Consider the following 23135-nt stretch of genomic DNA (forward strand, 5'->3'; position numbering starts at 1 on the left):
AAGTTCCATCCACTTATCGACATAGGGCGGAGAAGTGCTGGAGGGGAGGGACGCGTAACGATTTGTAGTGACGTTTTTTTGTCACTCTACTGATTCAGGATCGTTACGCAGCGCTCACCGGGCAAGTGCGACGCAGTTGGGCTCCCGAAGCCATTGATTGCAGAGGGATTTGTTCTGCAGTCGCCGACATTGCCGGTGAGCGACACGCTGGGCGAGGACATCGCCAGGGCAGCGGCTTACTCAGGTAAACGCGCCCTGCAGGCGATCCGCGCAGCCACCTGCCATCAAACCATGAGCACGTTCTTCGCTAAAAACAGGATGCCGACAGCGGTTGGCAGCGGAGGAAATGCACATGGCTACGCTCATCGGTATCGTCAGTAAAGTCATTGGTCAGGTGTTCGCGGTAGCGAATGACGGTACCCGGCGCGCGTTGATCGAGGGCGACCGATTGTTCGCCGGTGATCAACTGGTCACCGGGGCCGAAGGCGCGGTGGCGGTCCATCTGCAAAATGGCCAGGAACTGACCCTCGGGCGTGGCAGCAGCCTGGAAATGAATCCGCGTCTGCTCGTCAATGAGTCGCCACACGTCGGCACTTCAGAGACTGTAACGCCGAGCGAAGCGCAACTGACCGATGTCGAGCAACTGCAAAAAGCCATCGCGGCGGGCGCTGACCCGACGCAGACCGGTGAAGCCACCGCGGCCGGGCCGAGTTTCACAGGGGCTTCGAATGGTGCGCAGGGCGGTGGCCACAGTTTTGTCATGCTTGAAGAAGTGGGCGGGCGGGTCGATCCGACGATTGGCTTCCCGACCGCTGGATTTGGCGGCATTCCCGAATTTCCTGAAGAACGCCGCAACGCCGATATACAGCAGAATGCCGACGGTACTCCGGCCGTCATTGCACCACCGGTAACGCCGGTCAATAACCCGGTCACGCTCAATGGCCTGTCGGTGGCGGGTGGCGAATTGACCGTCAACGAAGCCAACCTGGCCGATGGCTCCGCGAGCAATCCAGGCGCATTGATCCAGAACGGCACGTTCAGTGTGTCGGCGCCAGACGGGCTGAACAGCCTGAGCATCGGCGGTATCAACGTGATCACCGGTGGCGTGGCGATTGGCTTTCCGCAGTCGATCACCACACAACTGGGCAACACCCTGACCATCACCGGTTACAACCCGGCCACGGGCGTGTTGAGTTACAGCTACACCCTCAACGGCAACGACACCCATTCGGCCGGCGACGACGCCAACGCCCTCAGCGAGCAGTTCACCGTGGTCGCTGGCGACAACAACGGCGACACCGCCACCGGCACGCTGGACGTCAACATCACCGACGATGTGCCCAAGGCTGTCGATGACAGTAACGCCAACACCGCCTCGGAAACCCTGCTGACCCTGACCGGCAGCGTGCTGCCAAACGACACCCAAGGCGCCGACCGCATTCCAACGGGTCCCAACAGCGGCCCGGTGATTGGCGGCACTTTCACCGGCACCTACGGCACCCTGGTGCTCAACCCCAACGGCACCTACACCTACACGCTGAACACCAGCGACGCCGATTTCAAAGCGTTGCACGGCGGCGGCAACGGCACGGAAACGTTCACCTACACCCTGACGGATGCTGATGGCGACACCAGCACTGCCAACCTGGTGCTGCAAATCCATAACAACGATGACCCGGTCACGATTGGTGGCCTGAATAGCGAGGGCGGCGAGTTGACCGTCTTCGAGAAAAACCTGAGCCTTGGCAGTTCACCGGATTCTGCTGCACTGACCCAAAGCGGCACCTTCACCATCACCGCCCTCGACGGCGTGCAAACCCTGAGCGTCGGCGGCATCAACGTGGTGGTCGGCGGCGTGGCCTCGGGCTTCCCGCAATCCATCACCACCCCATTGGGCAGCACGCTGACCATCACCGGGTTCGACGCCACCACCGGCGTGGTCAGTTACAGCTACACCCTGGCCGACAACGAAGCCCACCCGACCGGCAACGGCGCCAACACATTGCCAGAGCAATTCGCCGTCACCGTGGTCGACGACAACGGCACCACCGCCAACGGCACGCTGGACGTGAACATCGTCGACGACCTGCCAAAAGGCGTGGACGACAGCAACGCCGGCACCGCCTCGGAAACCCTGCTGACCCTCAACGGCAACGTCCTGACCAACGACGTGCAAGGCGCCGACCGCGTGACCGTCGGCGAAAATGCCGGCCCGATCACCCCGGGCACGTTTGCCGGGACGTATGGCACGTTGGTGCTGAACGCCAACGGCACCTACACCTACACCCTGAACACCAGCGATGCTGATTTCAAAGCGTTGCACGGCGGCGGTAACGGCACCGAAAATTTCACCTACACCCTCACCGATGCCGACGGCGACACCAGCACCGCGACGCTGGTGCTGCAGATCCACAACAACGATGATCCGGTGACCCTCGACGGCCTCAACGTCAACGGCGGCGAACTCACCGTCTACGAGAAAAACCTCGGCGACGGCAGCAGCCCCGATGCACCAGCACTGACCCAAAGCGGCACCTTCACCATCACCGCCCTCGACGGCGTGCAAACCCTGAGCGTCGGCGGCATCAACGTGGTGGTCGGCGGCGTGGCCTCGGGCTTCCCGCAATCCATCACCACCCCGCTGGGCAGCACGCTGACCATCACCGGGTTCGACGCCACCACCGGGGTGGTCAGTTACAGCTACACCCTGGCCGACAACGAAGCCCACCCGACCGGCAACGGCGCCAACACATTGCCAGAGCAATTCGCCGTCACCGTGGTCGACGACAACGGCACCACCGCCAACGGCACGCTGGACGTGAACATCGTCGACGATCTGCCCAAAGGCGTGGACGACAGCAACGCCGGCACCGCCTCGGAAACCCTGCTGACCCTCAACGGCAACGTCCTGACCAACGACGTGCAAGGCGCCGACCGCGTGACCGTCGGCGAAAATGCCGGCCCGATCACCCCGGGCACGTTTGCCGGGACTTATGGCACCCTGGTGCTGAACGCCAACGGCACCTACACCTACACCCTGAACACCAGTGATGCTGATTTCAAAGCGTTGCACGGCGGCGGCAACGGCACCGAAAATTTCACCTACACCCTCACCGATGCCGACGGCGACACCAGCACCGCGACGCTGGTGCTGCAGATCCACAACAACGATGATCCGGTGACCCTCGACGGCCTCAACGTCAACGGCGGCGAACTCACCGTCTACGAGAAAAACCTCGGCGACGGCAGCAGCCCCGATGCACCAGCGCTGACCCAAAGCGGCACCTTCACCATCACCGCCCTCGACGGCGTGCAAACCCTGAGCGTCGGCGGCATCAACGTGGTGGTCGGCGGCGTGTCCTCGGGCTTCCCGCAATCCATCACCACCCCGCTGGGCAGCACGCTGACCATCACCGGGTTCGACGCCACCACCGGGGTGGTCAGTTACAGCTACACCCTGGCCGACAACGAAGCCCACCCGACCGGCAACGGCGCCAACACATTGCCAGAGCAATTCGCCGTCACCGTGGTCGACGACAACGGCACCACCGCCAACGGCACGCTGGACGTGAACATCGTCGACGATCTGCCCAAAGGCGTGGACGACAGCAACGCCGGCACCGCCTCGGAAACCCTGCTGACCCTCAACGGCAACGTCCTGACCAACGACGTGCAAGGCGCCGACCGCGTGACCGTCGGCGAAAATGCCGGCCCGATCACCCCGGGCACGTTTGTCGGGACGTACGGCACGTTGGTGCTGAACGCCAACGGCACCTACACCTACACGCTGAACACCAGCGACGCCGATTTCAAAGCGCTGCACGGCGGCGGCAACGGCACGGAAACCTTCACCTACACCCTGACGGATGCTGATGGCGACACCAGCACTGCCAACCTGGTGCTGCAAATCCACAACAACGACGACCCGGTCACCCTCGACGGCCTCAACGTCAACGGCGGCGAACTCACCGTCTACGAGAAAAACCTCGGCGACGGCACCAGCCCCGATGCACCAGCACTGACCCAAAGCGGCACCTTCACCATCACCGCCCTCGACGGCGTGCAAACCCTGAGCGTCGGCGGCATCAACGTGGTGGTCGGCGGTGTGTCTTCGGGCTTCCCGCAATCCATCACCACCCCATTGGGCAGCACGCTGACCATCACCGGGTTCGACGCCACCACCGGCGTGGTCAGTTACAGCTACACCCTGGCCGACAACGAAGCCCACCCGACCGGCAACGGCGCCAACACATTGCCAGAGCAATTCGCCGTCACCGTGGTCGACGACAATGGCACCACCGCCAACGGCACGCTGGATGTGAACATCGTCGACGATCTGCCCAAAGGCGTCGACGACAGCAACGCCGGCACCGCCTCGGAAACCCTGCTGACCCTCAACGGCAACGTGCTGACCAACGACGTGCAAGGCGCCGACCGCGTGACCGTCGGCGAAAATGCCGGCCCGATCACCCCGGGCACGTTTGCCGGGACGTACGGCACGTTGGTGCTGAACGCCAACGGCACCTACACCTACACGCTGAACACCAGCGACGCCGATTTCAAAGCGTTGCACGGCGGCGGCAACGGCACCGAAAATTTCACCTACACCCTCACCGATGCCGACGGCGACACCAGCACCGCGACGCTGGTGCTGCAAATCCACAACAACGATGATCCGGTCACCCTCGACGGCCTCAACGTCAACGGCGGCGAACTCACCGTCTACGAGAAAAACCTCGGCGACGGCACCAGCCCGAACACCCCGGCACTGACCCAAAGCGGCACCTTCACCGTGACCGCGCTCGATGGCCTGCAAACCCTCGATGTCGGCGGCATTCATGTGGTGGCTGGCGGCGTGGCGGCGGGCTTCCCGCAGTCGATTGTCACGGCATTGGGCAACACGCTGACCATCACCGGGTTCGACCCGGTCACTGGCGTGGTCAGCTACAGCTACACGCTGGTGGATAACGAAACCCATCCAAACGCCAACGGTGCCAACTCCATCACCGAAAACTTCAACGTGGTGGCGACAGACACCGATGGCAGCACCGCGAGCAACCAGCTCAACGTCAACATCGTCGATGATCTGCCCAAGGCCAACCCGGATCACACCTCGGTGGCGGAAGGCGCAACCGTCTCGGGCAACGTGCTGGATAACGACATCGGCGGCGCCGATGGCCCGGCGGCCAGTGGCGCGGTGATCGGTGTGCGTGCCGGCAGCGACACCTCGACCTCGGCCATCGGTGGCTTGGGCTCGAACATCAATGGCACCTACGGTTACCTGACGCTGGATGCCAACGGCAACGCGGTTTATCACAGCAATCCGAACACCGTCGGCCCAGCGGGGGCGAACGACGTATTCACCTACACCGTGCGCGATGCCGACGGCGATGAAAGCACCACCACCATCACCATCGACGTCTCCAACAGCTGCATCGTCGCGGCCCGCGACACCGACGTGACGGTCTACGAAAAAGCCCTGGACCTGACCCAAGACGGGCAGGACCTGGTCGCCGGCACCGTCATCGGCAGCGATCCGAGCAGCACCGGCGAAACTGCCAAGGGCACGCTGGTCGGTTCGGTCACCGGCGCGGTCGGCGCGATCACCTACACCCTGGTGAGCAGCGCCACGGGCAACTACGGTCAGATTCAGCTCAACTCCAACGGCACCTACACTTACACCCTGACATCGCCGGCAACCACCACGCCGCACGCGAACGACGGCGCGAATACCCTGACCGAAAGCTTCACCTACCAGGCCACCGATTCGCTGGGCAACAGCACCACCAGCACCATTGTGGTAAGCATCGTCGATGACGTGCCGAAAGCCGTGAACGACACGAATGTGGCCACTGCGACGGAAAACGCGCTGACCCTCACCGGCAACGTCCTGACCAACGACATTCAAGGTGCAGACCACGTCGCGACCGGATCGAATGCCGGGCCGATCACGCCTGCCACGCTGAATGGCACTTACGGCACGTTGGTGCTCAACGCCAATGGCACCTACACCTACACGCTTGACTCCAACGATGTCGACTTCAAAAACCTCCACGGCGGCGGCACTGGCACGGAAACCTTCACCTACACCCTCACCGATGCCGACGGTGACACCAGCACCGCCACCCTGGAGCTGAACATCCAGAACGCCAACGACCCGGTGACGCTCAACGGCCTCGACGTCAGTGGCGGCGAACTCACCGTCTACGAGAAAAACCTCAGCGAAGGCACCAGCCCGAACACCCCGACACTGACCCAGAACGGCACCTTCACCGTGACCGCACTCGACGGCCTGCAAACCCTCGACGTTGGCGGCATTCACGTGGTGGTCGGTGGCGTGGCGGCGGGCTTCCCGCAGACCATCACCACGGCGCTCGGCAGCACGTTCACCGTCACCGGATTCAACGCCACCACAGGTGTTGTGAGTTATAGCTACACCCTGGTGGATAACGAAACCCATCCAACCGCCAACGGCGCCAACAGCATCACCGAAAACTTCAACGTGGTGGCCACCGACACCGACGGCAGCACCGCGTCGGGTCAGATCAACGTCAACATCGTCGATGATCTGCCCACCGCTGCGCCGAACACGGCGAGTGCGGCCGAAGGCGCCACGGTCAACATCAGCGTGCTGGGCAACGACGTGTTTGGCGCCGATGGTCCGGCTGCCGCTGGCGCGGTGATTGGTGTGCGTGCCGGCAGCAACACGACGACCTCGGCGGTCGGCGGACTGGGCACCCATATCAATGGCACCTACGGCTACCTGACCCTGGATGCCGCCGGTAATGCGGTGTACCACAGCAACCCGAACTCGGTCGGTCCAGAGGGCGCCACCGATACGTTCACCTACACCATTCGCGATTCCGATGGCGACGAAAGCACCGCCACGATCACCATCAACGTCACGGACACCGGCCTCAAAGCCGTGGTGGATCAGGACGTGACGGTCTACGAAAAAGCCCTCGACCTGAACCAGGACGGTCAGGACCTGGCACCGGGCACCGTCATCGGCAGCGATCCGGGCAACACCGGGGAAACCGCCACCGGGACGCTGGTCGGTTCGGTCACCGGCGGCAGCGGCGCGCTCACCTACAGCCTGGTCGGCAGCGCCACCGGTTCGTACGGGCAAATCCTGCTCAACCCCAACGGCACGTATACCTACACCCTGACCTCGGCGCCGAAAACCTCGCCGAACGCCAATGATGGGCCGAACACCCTGAGCGAAAGCTTCACTTACAAAGCCACCGATGCCCTGGGCAACAGCACCACCAGCACCATCGTCGTCAACATTGTCGATGACGTGCCTAAAGCGGTGGCATCGGATCGCTCGGTGGCGGCGGTGGAAATCGACTCCAACTTGCTGATCGTGCTCGACATCTCCGGCAGTATGGTCGACCCCTCTGGCGTGCCAGGCTTGTCGCGGCTGGACCTGGCCAAACAGGCCATCAGCGCCTTGCTCGACAAGTACGACGACCTGGGCGATGTGAAAGTGCAGCTTGTCACCTTCAGCAGCACGGCCACCGACAGGACCTCGGTATGGGTCGATGTGGCCACCGCCAAGACGCTGCTTGCCGGCCTGACAGCGGGCGGCGGAACCAACTACGATGCGGCGGTGGCCGCGCTGCAGACGGCGTTCAATACCTCCGGAAAACTGACCGGTGCGCAGAACGTCGGTTACTTCTTCTCTGACGGTAAACCGACCACCGGCCAGGAGATTGGTACGTCGGATGAGGCCACACTCAAAGCCTTCCTCGACGCCAACGGTATCAAGAACTACGCGATCGGCCTGGGCAGTGGCGTGAGCAATGCGAACCTCAATCCGTTGGCCTATGACGGCAGCACCCACACCGACACCAATGCGGTGGTGGTGACCGATCTTACCCAACTCAACTCGGTGCTCTCGGGCACTGTGGTCGGCGCACCGGTCACCGGTACGTTGCTGGAGAACGGTACGTTCGGCGCCGATGGCGGCTTCATCAAAACCCTCACGGTCGACGGCACCACCTACACCTTCGACCCGAAAGGCAACGCCAACCAGGGTTCGCTGAACTTCAGTGGCGGCGCCAACCACGGCACATTCAACACGGTGAACAACAGCATCAGCATCGCCACCAACAATGGCGGCACCCTGGTGGTGAACCTCGACACCGGCGAGTACAACTACACCTCGCAAAAAACCACCGCCGTGGTCATCACCGAAAACATCGGCTTCACCGTCAGCGACAACGACGGCGACCTGGCCAGCTCCACGCTGACGGTCAAAGTCATTCCGAACGCCGCACCGGTGGCGGTCGATGACCACATCATCACCAACGTGCTGTCGGGCAACATCGTGGTGCCGGGCGAGCTGTTGCTGGCCAATGACACCGATGCCGAGAAGGATCCGATGACCGCATCGCCGACCAGTTTCACCACCGGGTGGGTGGCGAAGGGGGCGGACTTCACCGGGACTGGCGCGATCAATTTCAAAGGCACCAATGACACCGCGGCCAACCAGTCCCTGGCAGACGTGCGCAGTTCCTTTGCGGCCAACACCGCCGCGATGACGGCGCTGCTGGTCGTCAGCGGGTATCTGGGCCAAGTGGCTGCCAACAACGCCAACGATGAAGACCTCATCACCGTGAAGCTGAAAGAAGGTGAGACCCTCAACCTGGATCACAATCTGGCGGCGGGGCACATCACCCTGGAGTACTCCGTCAATGGCGGCGCCTTCGTCAGCATCGCGGACGGCCAGACGATCACCGCGACATCGGATGCGACCTATCAGATCCACATCACCAACATCGAAAACACCAGTGGAGGCAACGCCAAAGGCGCCGAGAGCTACCAGTTGACCATGACCGTCAACTACGCCGGCGCCCACGACATCGCACCGGACGCCCACGGCACCTACACCGCCAGCGACAACCATGGCGGCAGCGACACCGCCGCGGTGACCATCAGCTATCAGGAGGGTCACACCCTCACCGGCACAGCGGGCGACGACGTGTTGGTGGCAGGCACTGGTAACAACGTCATCAATGCCGGCGACGGCAACGACGTGCTCACCGCCGGCACCGGCAACAACGAACTGCACGGCGGCGCCGGCAATGACTTGCTGTACAGCGGCACGGGCAATGATCTGCTCGATGGCGGTACCGGCATCGACACCGTGAGCTACGCCCATGCCACCGCCGGGGTTACCGTCGACCTGAGTCTGGTCACGCCACAAAACACCGGCGGCGCCGGCACCGATACTCTCACCGGGATCGAAAACCTGGTCGGCTCCAACTTCAACGACTCCCTCACGGGCGATAACAACAGCAACGTCATCAACGGCGGTCTGGGCAATGACATCCTCAACGGTGGCGGTGGTGACGACTTTCTGATCGGCGGTCTGGGCAACAACACCCTCACCGGCGGAGCAGGGGCCGACACCTTCCAGTGGCTCAAAGGCAACAGTGGCCACGACGTCGTCACCGACTTCACCCCCGGCACCGACAAACTCGATTTGTCGCAACTGCTGCAAGGTGAAAACGGTACGTCAGCGTCGCTGGATGACTACCTGCACTTCAAAGTCACCGGCAGCGGCGCTTCACTCGTCACCAGCATCGACGTCAGCGCCATGGCCGGCGCCACGCCGAACCAGACCATCGACCTGGCCGGCGTCAACCTGGCCAGCCACTACGGCGTTACGCCGGATGCGGGTGGTGTGGTGGCGGGCGGGCACGATACGGCGACCATCATCAATGGCATGTTGAATGACCATTCGTTGAAGGTGGACACCGTGTGACCTGAGGGCTGAAACGACAAAACCCGCCATTCCTGAGTCAGGAATGGCGGGTTTTTTGTCGACAGAGAGATCGCCATCGCGGACAGGCCCGACCAACCCCCACAAATTTCTACGATCAACCCCTCGCCACAGGGTTGCGTGTCAGCCGTGCGGATCGACATTATCCAGCATCCGGTTCACCGCCAGTTCTCCCAGCATGACGGAGTGTTGAATGCCCTGCAGCGTGTGGCGCTGCGGGCCGTTCAACGGCCCCGCGAAATCACTCAACATCACACTCGCTGACGCCAACGTCTCACATTCGTTGACCAGCAGTTTTTCGTTATCGGTGTCAGGACCGGCGAATAGATCGTGCTGGGTCTGCGTGGCGTGTCTGTGGGAATGACCGGTTTGAGTTAGTAGTCGAGGGCGTGGGTTGGGTGTGATTTTGAACACCCTGAAGCGCCTATACCTGATGGAGCCACCAGAACCTGTCGCTAGGCAAGTAAGGGTGGCGGCTGTTCGCAGGTTAGCGAACCGAGAGGTATAAGACCCGGCAGGCCCGGGGGGCTCCCGCGCACAGCCGCCATGTTCGCTTTTCATACGCGCTGCACGTAAATGTTGGTGAGTCTGAAGTCATTTCCTCCATCTGCGTTAGAGCCGCCACCGCGATCCTGACTGTTGTTTAAGTAGATGGTGTAGTAGGCGTTGGCCGGCACTCTGAAAGTGGTAGTTATGGGAATCCATTGACTCGTTCGAGGAACAGTGAAAGCCCCCAGCAGGGTTGTTCCATTAGACAGGCTTACGCTGGTTACTGGCGCAACGTTTGAAGGTTGTGGACTGATGTTCACGACATAGTAAGTGAAGCGGTAGGTCCTCTCCTTTTTGAGCAAAAATGTCTGGCTTAGCAAGACTCCGGCGTTGCCTGAGCCGTTATAAGTCAGATTTTCGTAATAGCCGTTGTGGATAGTGGCTTGTGAGGAGGCGGATCCAAATGCCCAACCTCCTGTATGGCCGTTGAAGCCTGTTATCGAGTCGCGCCAGGTATCGGCAAGTACGGTTAAATCCAACGGCGGCGATTGAACACCATCACGTTGGCTGGACGAAGCTGAAACCCAATAAGTGATGACAATCGGTTGACCCGAGTTGGCAATGAATTCTGGTCTGGGGATTAGGAATATCAATGGAGCAGCGGCTCTGACCTCTTGTGGCAGGCTCTCGTAATTTTTTCCGGCCCCGGTTAATACGACCCTCACCGACTGCCCGATCGACATTCCGGTGTATACGGAAACTTGAATGCGTGCACCTGAGTCCGGGATGTCATCGAAATCCAGATCGGGGCCTGATACGGGGACATCGAGGAGTGTCGGAGCAGTCAACACCAGTGATTTGATCGTGTAAATGCTTCTGGGAAAGAGCACCGCACGCTCAAAATCGGACTCGCCTTTCAAGTTCACCCAGAAACTGATTTTAAGCTCGCTATCGTGCGCAAGTGTTTTCAACCATTCCAGAGGTACCAGGCGCTGCAGAGCGGAGCCCTCGGTATGCGGCTCACCCGTGCGGTCGTTGTAGGTAGTGGCGGATCCGTCGTGGGTGGTTCCCTCATAACGCAACCACACCCGTTGCCCTTTGACTTGGCCCGCCCATTCATCGACGACAAGTTGCGCAGCAGGGGGCAGCGTGGTCACGTCCAGTACCGTGGTGGCTCCCTGAATTTTCGGCGTTGGAAGCCGTGGGTCTTCGGCAGTAATCGGTTTAATTGTCATTGCCAACGATTCCGATGACGCGACTCTTTCCCCGCCACGATTCAGGTTCCAGAACACCTGAGGCGTCGTGCCTTGACGGGCTACAAGAAACCCCCTGCTCAGCACAAAGTTCGCGCGCTTGTTCTGGTTTAGAGGAATAAGCGGAAAAGGCTCGGAGCCGACGGGCGCCTGCCTTTCAACCAACCTTGCCCGGTCTCCCGCAATGGCCGCCAGGAATTCGACCCGCACCGTCGGAACATCACCCAGCGGGTCGATCGGATCGGTGGCGGACTTCACCAGAATCGGTGGCTCCAATACGATTTGCGCCACGTCGCCAACCATCAATTGCAGCAGTGCGGAAGACACCTCGACCTCACCCGGGTTAGTCACTGTGCATTGCACGGTCAAAGGGGTACTGGCGTAGGGGGCTATGTATTTGGCTGGCACCCCGAAGGTGATGGGTTGTGTTGAGTCGGTGACGATCTGTTGGAAAATGAACAGTGCCTTGATCCCGTCCTGATCGGTGGTTTGCCAGTACAGTTTGACGATCGCGCCATTTTTCAAGGGCCAGTATTCGGCGACCCGCACCGTGGCCGTGGTGGTGTCGACCGGCAGCTTGTTGTCCACCAGCGGTCCAACAGCCGGCAGGCCCAATGGCTGGGATGTGCCAGAGAAGGTGGCATCGGCGGGTTTCGAGCGCTGGGTCTTGCCTGCTTTGGTCAATGTATAGGAGGCCCGCGCCGAGCCGCCAATCAGGTTGCGCACCCACTCGTTCGATACCGGAAAGTTCACTGATCTGCTCGCTGCGGCCAGCGTCACGCTGAACGTGTGCGTGACCGGGTCGCTACCTTTGGTGAGGCCTTCCAGGGTCAGCTTGATCAAGTCGTTGATCGCAAAGACACCGGTGACCAGGATCACCATGGCTTCGCCTTCGAGCCCATCGTGATCCACCACATTGTCGGGATCCGCCTGTTCGAAAATCGGTGCGGCCAGCAACACCATGCCGGGTTTGAACGTGAGGGTGAGCGCATCCGACCAGCCGCTGGCGTTCTCCACCACGTCGAAGACTTCCCAGCGCACCACTAGACTGTTGGTGGGCGCCAGAGTGGCGAGCATTTCCGGTGTCAGTTCAAAGACTACATCGCCTAATTCGGTGACAGTGCTCTCCAAGAGCAAAGACCCGAAGGCCAGCACCACCCCATCACCGATGGACTGATTGAAATACTCCGGCACGGTCACGAACATGCCGTCATTGATCACTGTCTGATCGACGACGCTTTCCGAGGCGACGGGTAAATTGAGGCCTTGGTTGAAAGGCTTTCCGCCGTCGGTGTCTGCTTCACCCGGTGCCGGGTGTTTGTAAAACAGTGGGACAGGCGGCGATTGTTCACTGCCGTTGCCGCTTACGCGTTGCATATCGAACCAGAAGGCTTTGTTCTCGGACTGCAGAAACCTGGCTTCCATGTTCTTGGCAGAAATATAGAAGGGAATGTTTTTCGCGAGACCTTCAGCGTCGAAATGCGCTTCGGTGACCCAGAACTCAGCGACCGGGGTGTTCGTTGTTTCGATGTAAACCCTGATGTGGTCCCCGATGGCCATATTCAGATAGGCCAGGATGTAAACCAGCAAACCGTCTCGGTCGCCGTGCACCATGTTGATGTTGATCCCCAAGGCACCGTCGTTTTGCGGTTTGAAACCAACCGGGAAGGGCGGAGCGACAGCCAGCACACCGATGCCGGGCTCGGGCGGGAATACAACGACTTGTCCATTGGAGGTGAGGGCAGCGTTTGTCACTGGGGTATTCATAAGTACGGACCTTCCATAGAGGCGCCTGGCTGTCTGAATGGGCGGCACCGATTGAATGGATTAGATAGTCGGCATAAATGTTTGCCTACTGTCAGATCTGACAGGTGAGACCCTGTTTAAGACGAGCGGTCACGTCACGATTCGTTGAAGGTGGACACCGTGTGACCTGAGGGCTGAAACGACAAAACCCGCCATTCCTGAGTAAGGAATGGCGGATTTTTTTGTCGACAGAGAGATCGCCATCGCGAACAGGCCCGACCAAACCCCACAAATTTCTACGATCAACCCCTCGCCACAGCGTTGCGTGTCAGCCGTGCGGATCGACATTATCCAGCATCCGGTTCACCGCCAGTTCTCCCAGCATGACGGAGTGTTGAATGCCCTGCAGCGTGTGGCGCTGCGGGCCGTTCAACGGCCCCGCGAAATCACTCAACATCACACTCGCTGACGCCAACGTCTCACAGGCATTCACCAGCAGCGTTTCGTTATCGGTATCGGGCCCGACGAAGTAGATCGTGCCGGGTTTGCGTGGCGTGTCTTTGGGAACGACCGGTTTGAGGGAGTCGTCGAGTGCGCGGTCGGCAGCGGTGTTGAGCTTTTTGGAATCGGTGGATTCGTAAGGGGAAACGTCGTCGGTGTCGGTTTCTGGCGGGTTGGGTGTGATTTTGAACATGGTGAAACTCCTTGATTAATGGAGCTGTCACGACTCGCTGCGAAACGAGGGGAGGTGGCAGCTGTACGCAGGTTCGCAGACCGGGAATCAAGGAACCCGGCAGACCCGAAGATCTCCCGCGCACAGCCGCCATAACGCAATGCAGTTGACGAAAAAAAGCGCCAACCGAAAGGAAACGGTGGCGCTATGCGCCTTGATTGATCCGGACTGCGAAACCCGACTACTGATGGGCAGTGGCAGGGAAGCGATAGAGGCACGGTACAAGGCGCACAAGCCGGCGGACTCTGGCGCAGTCGTAGGTAACGGCGCAAGAACATGTAGCCTGAGTGAGTGTCTGTAGGTGTCTTTTAACCATCAGTGTTTACTGCCCAATCATCGCGTCCGGCTACATCGGCTCCGGCGGCCCGATCAACCGTCCCATCACCCCAAACAACCCCAGTTCCCGAATCACCTCCAACTCCCCCTGCGTCTCCACCATCTCCGCAATCAACGGCAAATCAATGCTGTTGGTCGCGCGAAAAATCGCATCGATAAACAGCCGCTTGTCAGGCTGCACATCAATGCTGCGGATGTACGCACCATCGATTTTCAGGTACGCCAACCCGAGCTGCGTCAGGTTGCCGATCTGGCTGAAGCTGCCGCCAAAGTGCTGCAAGCCGAGGCGATAACCGGTTTCGAGCAGGCTATGGCTCAGGCGCTGCAGTTCTTCGGGCGGCGGCAACTGGCGTTCGTCGATTTCCAGGGTCAGCAGCGGTGCCAGTTCCGGCAGCGAATCGAGCAAGTCGATGATGTCTCGCAGCTGCGCCGGGTCCCGCAGGGTGCTGCCGGACAGGCTCAACGCCAACGGCCAGCGGTTGACGATGAGGTAGTCGAGGGTCGCTTCGAGCATCGCCAGGTCGAAGCGCGCTGACCAGCCGAGGCGCTCGATCCATGGCAGGAAATGCCCGGCGGCAATCGCTTCGCCGTTGGGGTCGAGCAGACGCGCAAGGACTTTGTGATGCAGCACCTGGCTGGTGTCGGCGCATTGCACGACGGGTTGGAAATATAGCTGCAGTTTGCTGTGGGTCAGGGCGTCGTCGATCCAGGCGCGCCAGTCATGTTGGGAGTGGTTGTTCGCGGTGGCAGTGTCGGCCAGATGGGCCCACGGCCGCTCGGGGTGCTGCCGGGCTTGCGTCAGTGCCTGATCGAGACGCAGCAGCACGTCGCTGGCCGGTTCGCCGGGGTGGTAGGGGACGATGCCCAAATGCGCTACCGGCATGCAATCACTGGCGCCGGTCAGGCGCAGGTTCTCCAACGTTGCACTGATTTCCGAGGCCAGGCGTTCGGCGTCGGCGCCATCCAGTCCCGGCGTCAGCAGGCTGAACTCACCGCCGCGGTTGCGTGCCGCCAGCCAGGTCCGACGTTCCGGCAAATGCGTCAGGCGCTTGAGCAGCTCGCCGACAGCGCTGATCAACGCATCGGTGCGCTGACCACCCAGACGCTGGTTGAGGCCGATCAGGTCGTTGACTCGCAGCATCAGCAAATGACCGGTGCTGCTCTGTTCACTGATCAACAGATGATCGGCCAGTTGTTCGTCCAGCAGGCGTCGGTTGGCCAGGCCGGTGAGGGTGTCCTGATAGGACTCGGCCCGCAGTTTTTCACTGCGCATGGCTTCTTCGGCGAACAGCGCCTTGAGCTTCTCGACCATCTGGTTCATCGCCAGCACCACACGGCGCAATTCCGGGGTGCGCGGCAGTTTCGGCAGGCTCAGGAACTCGCGCTTGCTGATGGCTTCGGCCTGCTTGACCATTTTGTCGAGCGGGCGCAATTGCCGACGCAACAGCCAACCGCCGAATATTGCGCTGAGCAATCCACAGACCAACAGCCAGAGCAGACTGCCGAGGGTGCTGTCCCAGAGTTTGGCCAGGGCGAATTGCGGATTGCTCAACACTTCAACCCGTGCCACCTGTTCCCAGCCGCGCATGATCAGCGCGTCACCCCCTTCGGGGCGCAGGTTGACGAGGCGTACGAACCAACCCGGAACGCCATTGATTTTTTCGAGCGTGCTGCGTTCCACCAGCACCTGTTCATCGACAATATTGACGACGCGGATGCTGCGGAAATAGCCGCTGTCGTAAATCGAGCTGACCATCAACTCGATCATGGCCGGGTCGTCGATCTGGGCTGTCAGCGATAAACCCAATGCGGTGGCAGCGTCCTGGGCATGGGAGCGCAATTGGGCGAGCATCTGTTCGCGGGAGCTTTCCAGACTGACAAAAAAACTGCCGCTGAAGGCCACCAGCAGGAACAGGCAAATGGCGAGGAACAACTGTTTGCGCAGTGACATAAAACGCTCCTTGCTCTAACGGCTAGCCTTCGCCCACGGCGAATCCTTCGGCTTGCATCTTTTTCAACACGTCTTGCCAGCGCGACAGCTTTTTACTGTCGCCGCTGCGCTTGCCGCCATTGGCGCCGGGCAAGTACAGACCTTCGGCGTTGAAGGCGTAGACCGGCAACAGGTCTTTGCGCTGGGACGCGGGGCGGATCTCGCCGATCAAGTTATCCAGCACCAGCGGTTCGGCCGTGGGGCTGCTGTAGAAGGTCAGCACCATGTGCGCCTGGTTTTGAGTGAGGGCCTTGACGTAGGTGATGCGCAATTTCTCGCTAGGAATCCCGAGGTAGCGAAGGCTGAAATACTTCGCCAGTGCGTAGTCTTCACAATCACCGGCGCCCTTGATCAACGATTCTTCAGGCGTGGCCCAGTAATCGGTCTGATGCCAGATGCGCATGTCGTCCTGAAAGCTCAGTTGCTGGTTGAAGAACTGATTGACCGCGTTCAGTTGCTCGCGCTCGGGTTGCTTGAGTTCGCTTTTGAGCATTTGACTCCAGGCCTCGATTCTTCCTTGAGCAGGGCCGAGAGGTCCGTAGCGCTTTTCGGCGGTTTGCAGAATTTGCGTAAAGTCCCAGTCGGCGAGGACACTGCCCAACCCTGTCAGTAGAAAACTGACCAGCAGCATCCAACCGCCGAGCCGAAGTCGGAGCGTTGACCATCCTGGACTACGCGGACGACGTGACATGTCTGGCTGCTCGCGTGCAGATGACTGAAGTCTAGGCGGTGTTTTTCAGCGAGGAAGGACAAATCGTCGGGTGGGTACCCGGACACGCAGGAGGCGGGGGTGATCAGGGTTTTTGCAGGGTTTTTTGCTTGAGGATGTAGAACGTGACAAGCACGGCGCTGGTCAGCATGAAGCCGCGGGCCCACGGCAGAGGCACCAGATAGCAGGAGAAGAGGATGCTCACCCACATCAGGCCAATGGCGTAGACCTTGCCCTTGAGCGGGATGCCGTTGCCATCGAGGTAGTCACGAATCCATGGCCCAAGCTGTGGATGCCCCACCAGCCACTGATAAAAACGCGGCGAACTGCGGGCGAAGCACGCGGCGGCCAGCAGCAGAAAGGGGGTGGTGGGCAAAACCGGCAGGAAAATCCCGATCACCCCCAACGCTACGCTCAGCCAGCCGACGGCCAGCAGCACGTAACGCAACATCAGGGAGCGGTTGCCTATGGGGTTGTCCATAGGCAAGACCTTAGTGGTGACGTGGCTTGAGGATCGCCGGTTTTTCATCTGGCGCGTTGCACAGCAGGTACAGCGCGGTCAGGGCTTCCGGGATCTGAACGATCATGTCGTCCATCAAGTTGGCATCCTTGGCGATGTCTTCGAACTCTGGCTGTTCGTCGAACAGGCCCGAACCGACCATGATCGGCAGGAGCATTTCGCTGACTTCGTCTTCGGCGGTTTCGAACCAGGCGGCTTCGCGCAGGAACACGCCTTCCATGAAACCAATGCACCAGCCGCGCAGGTCGGAGTCATCCGGATCTTCACCCAGGTCCAGCTCGCACGGCAGCTCGAATTCTTCATCAGACGCCAGTTGGCGGGCGATGTGAGCCTTGAGGCCGATCAGGGTGGATTCGATGGCTTCACGCTCGGTGTCATCGGCGTAGTGCGGCTCTTCGGCGAAGAGGGCGTCGATCCATTCACGGTCCGGTACTTCTTCGGAACAGATCGACAACGCGGTGAGATAGCCGTGGGCGGCCACGTAGTCCAGCGCCTCGTCATGCAGTTCGTCGGCGTCGAGGAAGACTTGCAAACGGGTTAGTTGCTCAGCGAAGGACATTAAAGGGCTACCTTGGGAAATAAACAGATGCGGGAATTCTAGGCCTTCTTGAGCGCTCAGGCCAGCCGCGCGGCATATTTGCAGCCTTGCGGGGGGATTCTTTGGTTGTCGATACCGCCAGTCTGGCCAATCCCTGTGCGAGCGGGCTTGCCCGCGATGGGGCCGGTACTTCCAATACATTTTTCGCCTGACACGCCGCCATCGCGGGCAAGCCCGCTCCCACATGTATTGCATTGCGTTCCTCTTCTCAGCGGCACCCTTTGCCGGGCAGGCCTCGGGTATACTCGCGCGTTTTGTGATGCCCTGCTGGCGTCTTGGCTGGAATGTGAAGCTTCATGCAATGCGCACTTACGATTTGTCAGTGCAGCGTGCGTGGTTCTGAACCAGCCTTGCAGGGATGTTTTTGTGATTTTTGGAGTTTTTATGCTCGAACAGGCTCAGCGCGTCCTCAAGGACATCTTCGGCTACGACAGTTTTCGTGGCCGTCAGGGTGCAATCATTGAGCGCGTGGCCAGTGGCGGCGATGCCCTGGTGCTGATGCCTACCGGTGGCGGAAAATCCTTGTGCTTTCAGGTGCCGGCGCTCTTGCGCGAAGGTCTGGCGGTGGTGGTGTCGCCGCTGATCGCTTTGATGGACGACCAGGTCGCCACCCTCGAAGAGCTGGGCGTCGCGGCCGCTGCATTGAACTCCACGCTGAGCGCCGAACAACAGCGCGACCTCGCGGCCCGCATCAAGCGCGGCGAAGTGAAAATGCTCTATCTGGCGCCCGAACGTCTGGTCCAGCCGCGCATGCTGGCTTTCCTGCAAAGCCTTGAAATCGCCCTGTTCGCCATTGACGAAGCGCACTGCGTATCGCAATGGGGCCATGACTTCCGTCGTGAATACCTGCAACTGGGGCAGTTGGCAGAGTTGTTCCCTGACGTGCCGCGCATCGCCCTGACCGCTACGGCCGACAAGCGTACCCGCGAAGAAATCGTCGAGCGCCTGCATCTGCAAGACGCCGAACGCTTCCTGTCGAGCTTTGATCGCCCGAACATTTTCTACCGCATCGTCCCGAAGGAGCAGCCGCGCAAGCAGTTGCTGGCCTTCCTCGCCGAGCGTCGCAGTGATGCCGGCATCGTCTATTGCCTGTCGCGCAAGAAAGTCGACGAAGTGGCGGTGTTCCTCAGCGAACAAGGCTTCCCGGCGCTGCCGTATCACGCGGGTTTGCCCAACGAAACCCGGGCCCATCACCAGAAGCGCTTCCTCAATGAGGAAGGCCTGATCATGGTCGCTACCGTGGCGTTCGGCATGGGCATCGACAAGCCTAACGTGCGCTTTGTCGCTCACCTCGATTTGCCGAAATCCCTTGAGGCCTATTACCAGGAAACCGGTCGCGGCGGTCGCGATGGCTTGCCGGCCGATGCCTGGATGGCCTACGGCCTGCAAGACGTGGTGATGCTCAAGCAAATGTTGCAGAACTCCGAAGGCGACGAGCGACACAAGCGTCTGGAGCAGCACAAACTCGACGCGATGCTCTCGCTCTGCGAAGAAACCCGCTGCCGTCGCCAGACCTTGCTGGCCTACTTCGACGAAGACATGCCAGAGCCGTGCGGCCACTGCGACAACTGCGTCGATGGGGTGCAGACCTGGGATGCCACCGAGCCGGCCCGTCAGGCACTCTCGGCGATTTACCGCACCGGGCAGCGTTATGGCGTCGGGCATCTGGTCGACGTGTTGCTGGGCAAGGACAACGAAAAAGTCCGCAGCATTGGCCATCAGCATCTGTCCGTGTTTGGTGTCGGCAAGGCGATGGGCGAGAGTGAATGGCGCTCTCTGTTCCGACAGCTGGTTGCCCGTGGTCTGGCCGACATCGACCTTGAAGGCTACGGCGGTCTGCGCCTGAGCGACACCTGTCGGCCGCTGCTCAAGGGCGAAGTGACCCTGGAACTGCGTCGCGACCTGAAGCCGCAAACCACCGCGAAAAGCAGCAAGAGCCCGGCGAGCCAGCTGGTGCGTGGCGAAGAGCGCGAGCAGTGGGAGGCGCTCCGTGCCTTGCGGCGCAAACTGGCCGAAGAGCATGGCGTGCCGCCGTACGTCATCTTCCCCGATTCGACGCTGCTGGAAATGCTCCGCAGCCAGCCGACTTCGCTGGCGGAAATGGCCACCGTCAGCGGGGTGGGCGCACGCAAACTCGAGCGTTATGGCGAGGCCTTCCTCGAAGTGCTGGGCGGTCAGGTCGAGGCACCGAAAGTCGTGGCCGACGTGCGCCACGAACTGATTACCCTGGCTCGCGCCGGCATGACCCCAGTGCAAATCGCCGGCCAGCTGCAATGCTCGGAAAAGAACGTCTACACCATGCTCGCCGAAGCGATTGGCAAGCAGCAGCTGTCTTTGGAACAAGCGCTGGACCTGCCGGAAGACTTGATGGGCGAAGTCCAGGATGCGTTCCTCGACGGCGAAGGTGAGTTGCCAGCGGTTTCTGAAATCGCCGCGCTGTTTGCCGGGCGAGTGCCGGAAGGCGTTTTGTACTGCGTGCGTGCCGCCCTGCAATCGGAATTTGAGGTTTAAGCAGCCCCGCAGGTTGATGTAACGATTCACTACAGACCAAACCTTGCCTCAAGCCAACGGCCATGCTTAGCTGACTAATAATTAGTTTTAATTAATTTCTGTCTAATCATGAGTGTTTTATGCCGTTAACCGATCAACACCGTTTTGGCATGCAATTGGCCCAGATGTCGCGTGGCTGGCGTGCCGAACTGGACCGCCGTCTCGCCGGTCTGGGACTGTCCCAGGCACGCTGGCTGGTGCTGCTGCACCTGGCCCGTTTCGAGGAAGCCCCGACCCAACGTGAGCTGGCGCAAAGCGTCGGTGTCGAAGGGCCGACGCTGGCCCGTTTGCTCGACAGCCTTGAAACCCAAGGCCTGGTACAGCGCCAAGCCGTGCTGGAAGACCGTCGAGCGAAAAAAATTGTCCTCTGCGCGCCGGCCCGTCCCCTGATCGAACAAATTGAAACCATCGCCACGCAACTGCGCCACGAATTGTTCGCGGGTGTCGATGAGGCGGATCTGAAGGTGTGCATGCGGGTTCACGGACATATTCTGGGCAACCTGGAAAAATCTTGAGGCATAACCGCACGCCGGACTTTTGAGATACCCCGTTGGGCAGACTATAAAGAACTACTACGCAATATCGTGTTCGTACCGGATGTGCAAACACGCATAGGTTGGTTCTGTTATCTAAGGGATGCTCATGCTCGAGAGTTGGCGGTTGGTTTTGCGGTGTGGCGTCAGGTCGTTTCTGCTCGGTGGCGCTATCACCTACTCGGCATTGGCGCCCGCGCTGGGCTTGGGGGACATCACGCTCCGTTCCGCGCTGAACCAGCCGTTGAGTGCCGACATCGCTCTGATCGATGTCGGTGGTCTGGAGGAGGGCGAGTTGTCCGTCAGCCTGGCGACGGCGGAGGAATTCAGCCGCGCCGGCGTCGAACGGGTGTTCTTCCTCAACAATCTGAAGTTCACCCCGATCCTGCGAGGCAATCGCAACCTGATCCGGGTGACCTCCAGCAAAGCGGTCAAAGAACCTTTCCTGAATTTCGTGGTGCAGCTCAATCAGCCCAACGGGCGCTTGCTGCGCGAATACACGGTACTGATTGATCCGCCGGGCACCCCGGGGATTGAACCCGCCGCTGATGAGCCGGTTGCCGAATCCCTGCCTTCTGCATTTCCGGTCGTCAAACCGGCCAGTCCGCCAGCGGCACCTGCGAAGAACCCCGCTCCCCCGCAACCTGCCGTCGCCCCTGTGATTGATCCCGTTGTGGCCGAGCAACTGGCCGCCGCTGTCCTGCAAAACCAGCAACTGCAAAAAACCATCGATGAGTTGAAGGCGAAACTGGCGGCTCTGGACGAGCAGATCGCCGGTCAGAAAAAGCAAATCACCGAACTGCAGACCCAATTGGCCGACGTCAGACAAACGCCAGCCGAGCCCGCTGCGCCGACGGCGGTCGTGCCCGCGCCTGTGGCTGTCGAGGACGCGACCCATTGGCAATTGATCATCGGCTTGCTGGCACTGGTGGCGTTGGTGTTGCTCGGGTTGTTCCTTCGTCATCGACGTCAGCAGGTCGTGGCCTTGCCCGATGCAGCCCCTGATTTGCCCTCACGGCAGGAGCCGATGCTTGATCCTCCTGTGCAGTCGCTGGTCGAAAAGGCCCAGCTCAACACCGCGTCCGATCATCGTGAAGAAGCCTCAGCGGGTGATGTGCTGGAAGGGGTCGGCATCTACCTGACGTATGGTCGGTTTTCCGAAGCCGCCGCCATGTTGCGAGAGGCGCTGACCAAGGAACCTCAGCGCACGGATCTGGCGGTGCAATTGCTGGAAGTGCTCGGCAAACAAGGTGACGTGAAGGCCTATGACGCACAGGAAAGCAGCCTGCGAGACGCCGGGTTCGACCCGCAAAAGCTTCATGACATCCGCGCCAGCCACCCGAAACTGAGCAGTGCCGTGCCCATGGAGGCTGCGCCCGTAGTCGCCCCTGTGGAAGCTCTGCCAGACGATGAATTCCAATTGAACCTGGATGAGTTGTCGATGGATTCGAATTGGGATCTGGTCAGTCCTTTTGACAGCCCGCCGCCCGCCGCTACACCTTCAGACGAGTTGACCTTCACCTCGAGCCTGCACATGTTGCCCGACGTGTACGAACTGCCTGCCGAGTCGTCGCAGCAAGCGCCCGAACTGGAATGGGACCCCGAACCTGACACGCCATCACTGGATGACGACTTCCTCGACGAATTCATCGATGCACCTCAGTCGCTGGAACTTGAGCCGCTGTGCCTGGCCCCGGAGGTGCCATCCAGCGCCGGCAAACTGGAACAAGCCCAGACCTGCATCGACGATGGCGACCTCGACCGCGCGATCAAGCTGCTCAACGAATTGCTCAAGGACGGTGACGAACCGCTCAGGCAGACCGCGCGCAGTCTGTTGGCCGGTATCGGCTGAGGCTCTATGATGGCTGCGCCCCAAGACTCAGAGACT

General features: G+C 60.6%; 11 protein-coding genes. 4 read left to right on the plus strand and 7 right to left on the minus strand.

What is annotated here, in order from left to right:
- Window positions 1-352 precede the first annotated feature (352 nt).
- Window positions 353-9772: a retention module-containing protein gene (locus NL116_RS08100; RefSeq protein ID WP_494376732.1), complete on the plus strand. Its 9420-nt coding sequence runs from the start codon at window positions 353-355 to the stop codon at window positions 9770-9772.
- A gap of 141 nt (window positions 9773-9913) precedes the next feature.
- On the opposite strand, the gene NL116_RS08105 is transcribed toward NL116_RS08100, so the two are convergent.
- The 7 genes from NL116_RS08105 to NL116_RS08135 all read right to left on the minus strand — a co-directional run bounded on the left by NL116_RS08105 (window position 9914) and on the right by NL116_RS08135 (window position 18125).
- Window positions 9914-10204: a DUF6124 family protein gene (locus NL116_RS08105; RefSeq protein WP_494376733.1), complete on the minus strand. Its 291-nt coding sequence runs from the start codon at window positions 10202-10204 to the stop codon at window positions 9914-9916.
- 143 nt (window positions 10205-10347) lie between these two features.
- A complete protein-coding gene (locus NL116_RS08110) occupies window positions 10348-13299 on the minus strand; it encodes a carbohydrate binding domain-containing protein (protein WP_494376734.1) in 2952 nt (983 codons plus the stop codon).
- Between the two features lie 307 nt (window positions 13300-13606).
- Window positions 13607-13972, minus strand: a complete 366-nt coding sequence (locus tag NL116_RS08115; protein ID WP_494376735.1) for a DUF6124 family protein — start codon at window positions 13970-13972, stop codon at window positions 13607-13609.
- Window positions 13973-14357: 385 nt separating this feature from the next.
- Window positions 14358-16298, minus strand: coding sequence for a cyclic di-GMP receptor LapD (lapD, locus tag NL116_RS08120; protein ID WP_494376736.1), 1941 nt, complete (start codon window positions 16296-16298; stop codon window positions 14358-14360).
- 22 nt (window positions 16299-16320) lie between these two features.
- A complete protein-coding gene (lapG, locus tag NL116_RS08125) occupies window positions 16321-17028 on the minus strand; it encodes a cysteine protease LapG (RefSeq protein WP_494376737.1) in 708 nt (235 codons plus the stop codon).
- Between the two features lie 103 nt (window positions 17029-17131).
- The gene (locus tag NL116_RS08130; protein ID WP_494376738.1) at window positions 17132-17527 is read right to left on the minus strand and encodes a YbaN family protein; all 396 of its coding nucleotides are present in this window, start codon (window positions 17525-17527) and stop codon (window positions 17132-17134) included.
- A gap of 10 nt (window positions 17528-17537) precedes the next feature.
- Entirely contained in the window at window positions 17538-18125 is a 588-nt protein-coding gene (locus NL116_RS08135) for a UPF0149 family protein (RefSeq protein WP_494376739.1), read from the minus strand.
- A gap of 423 nt (window positions 18126-18548) precedes the next feature.
- On the opposite strand from NL116_RS08135, the gene recQ reads away from it, so the two are divergent.
- The 3 genes from recQ to NL116_RS08150 all read left to right on the plus strand — a co-directional run bounded on the left by recQ (window position 18549) and on the right by NL116_RS08150 (window position 23099).
- Window positions 18549-20675, plus strand: coding sequence for a DNA helicase RecQ (gene recQ, locus NL116_RS08140; RefSeq protein WP_494376740.1), 2127 nt, complete (start codon window positions 18549-18551; stop codon window positions 20673-20675).
- Between the two features lie 119 nt (window positions 20676-20794).
- Window positions 20795-21229, plus strand: a complete 435-nt coding sequence (locus NL116_RS08145; RefSeq protein ID WP_494376741.1) for a MarR family transcriptional regulator — start codon at window positions 20795-20797, stop codon at window positions 21227-21229.
- 127 nt (window positions 21230-21356) lie between these two features.
- Entirely contained in the window at window positions 21357-23099 is a 1743-nt protein-coding gene (locus NL116_RS08150) for a motility hub landmark protein FimV (protein ID WP_494376742.1), read from the plus strand.
- Window positions 23100-23135 lie beyond the last annotated feature (36 nt).

The organism is Pseudomonas sp. FBCC-B1667, from assembly GCF_059133255.1.

Bases quoted from the DNA above. Each gene is read 5' to 3' on its own strand.
- lapD (WP_494376736.1), bottom strand. From the start codon at position 16,298: ATGTCACTGCGCAAACAGTTGTTCCTCGCCATTTGCCTGTTCCTGCTG.
- NL116_RS08130 (WP_494376738.1), bottom strand. From the start codon at position 17,527: ATGGACAACCCCATAGGCAACCGCTCCCTGATGTTGCGTTACGTGCTG.
- lapG (WP_494376737.1), bottom strand. From the start codon at position 17,028: ATGTCACGTCGTCCGCGTAGTCCAGGATGGTCAACGCTCCGACTTCGG.
- recQ (WP_494376740.1), top strand. From the start codon at position 18,549: ATGCTCGAACAGGCTCAGCGCGTCCTCAAGGACATCTTCGGCTACGAC.
- NL116_RS08145 (WP_494376741.1), top strand. From the start codon at position 20,795: ATGCCGTTAACCGATCAACACCGTTTTGGCATGCAATTGGCCCAGATG.
- NL116_RS08115 (WP_494376735.1), bottom strand. From the start codon at position 13,972: ATGTTCAAAATCACACCCAACCCGCCAGAAACCGACACCGACGACGTT.
- NL116_RS08100 (WP_494376732.1), top strand. From the start codon at position 353: ATGGCTACGCTCATCGGTATCGTCAGTAAAGTCATTGGTCAGGTGTTC.
- NL116_RS08110 (WP_494376734.1), bottom strand. From the start codon at position 13,299: ATGAATACCCCAGTGACAAACGCTGCCCTCACCTCCAATGGACAAGTC.
- NL116_RS08150 (WP_494376742.1), top strand. From the start codon at position 21,357: ATGCTCGAGAGTTGGCGGTTGGTTTTGCGGTGTGGCGTCAGGTCGTTT.
- NL116_RS08135 (WP_494376739.1), bottom strand. From the start codon at position 18,125: ATGTCCTTCGCTGAGCAACTAACCCGTTTGCAAGTCTTCCTCGACGCC.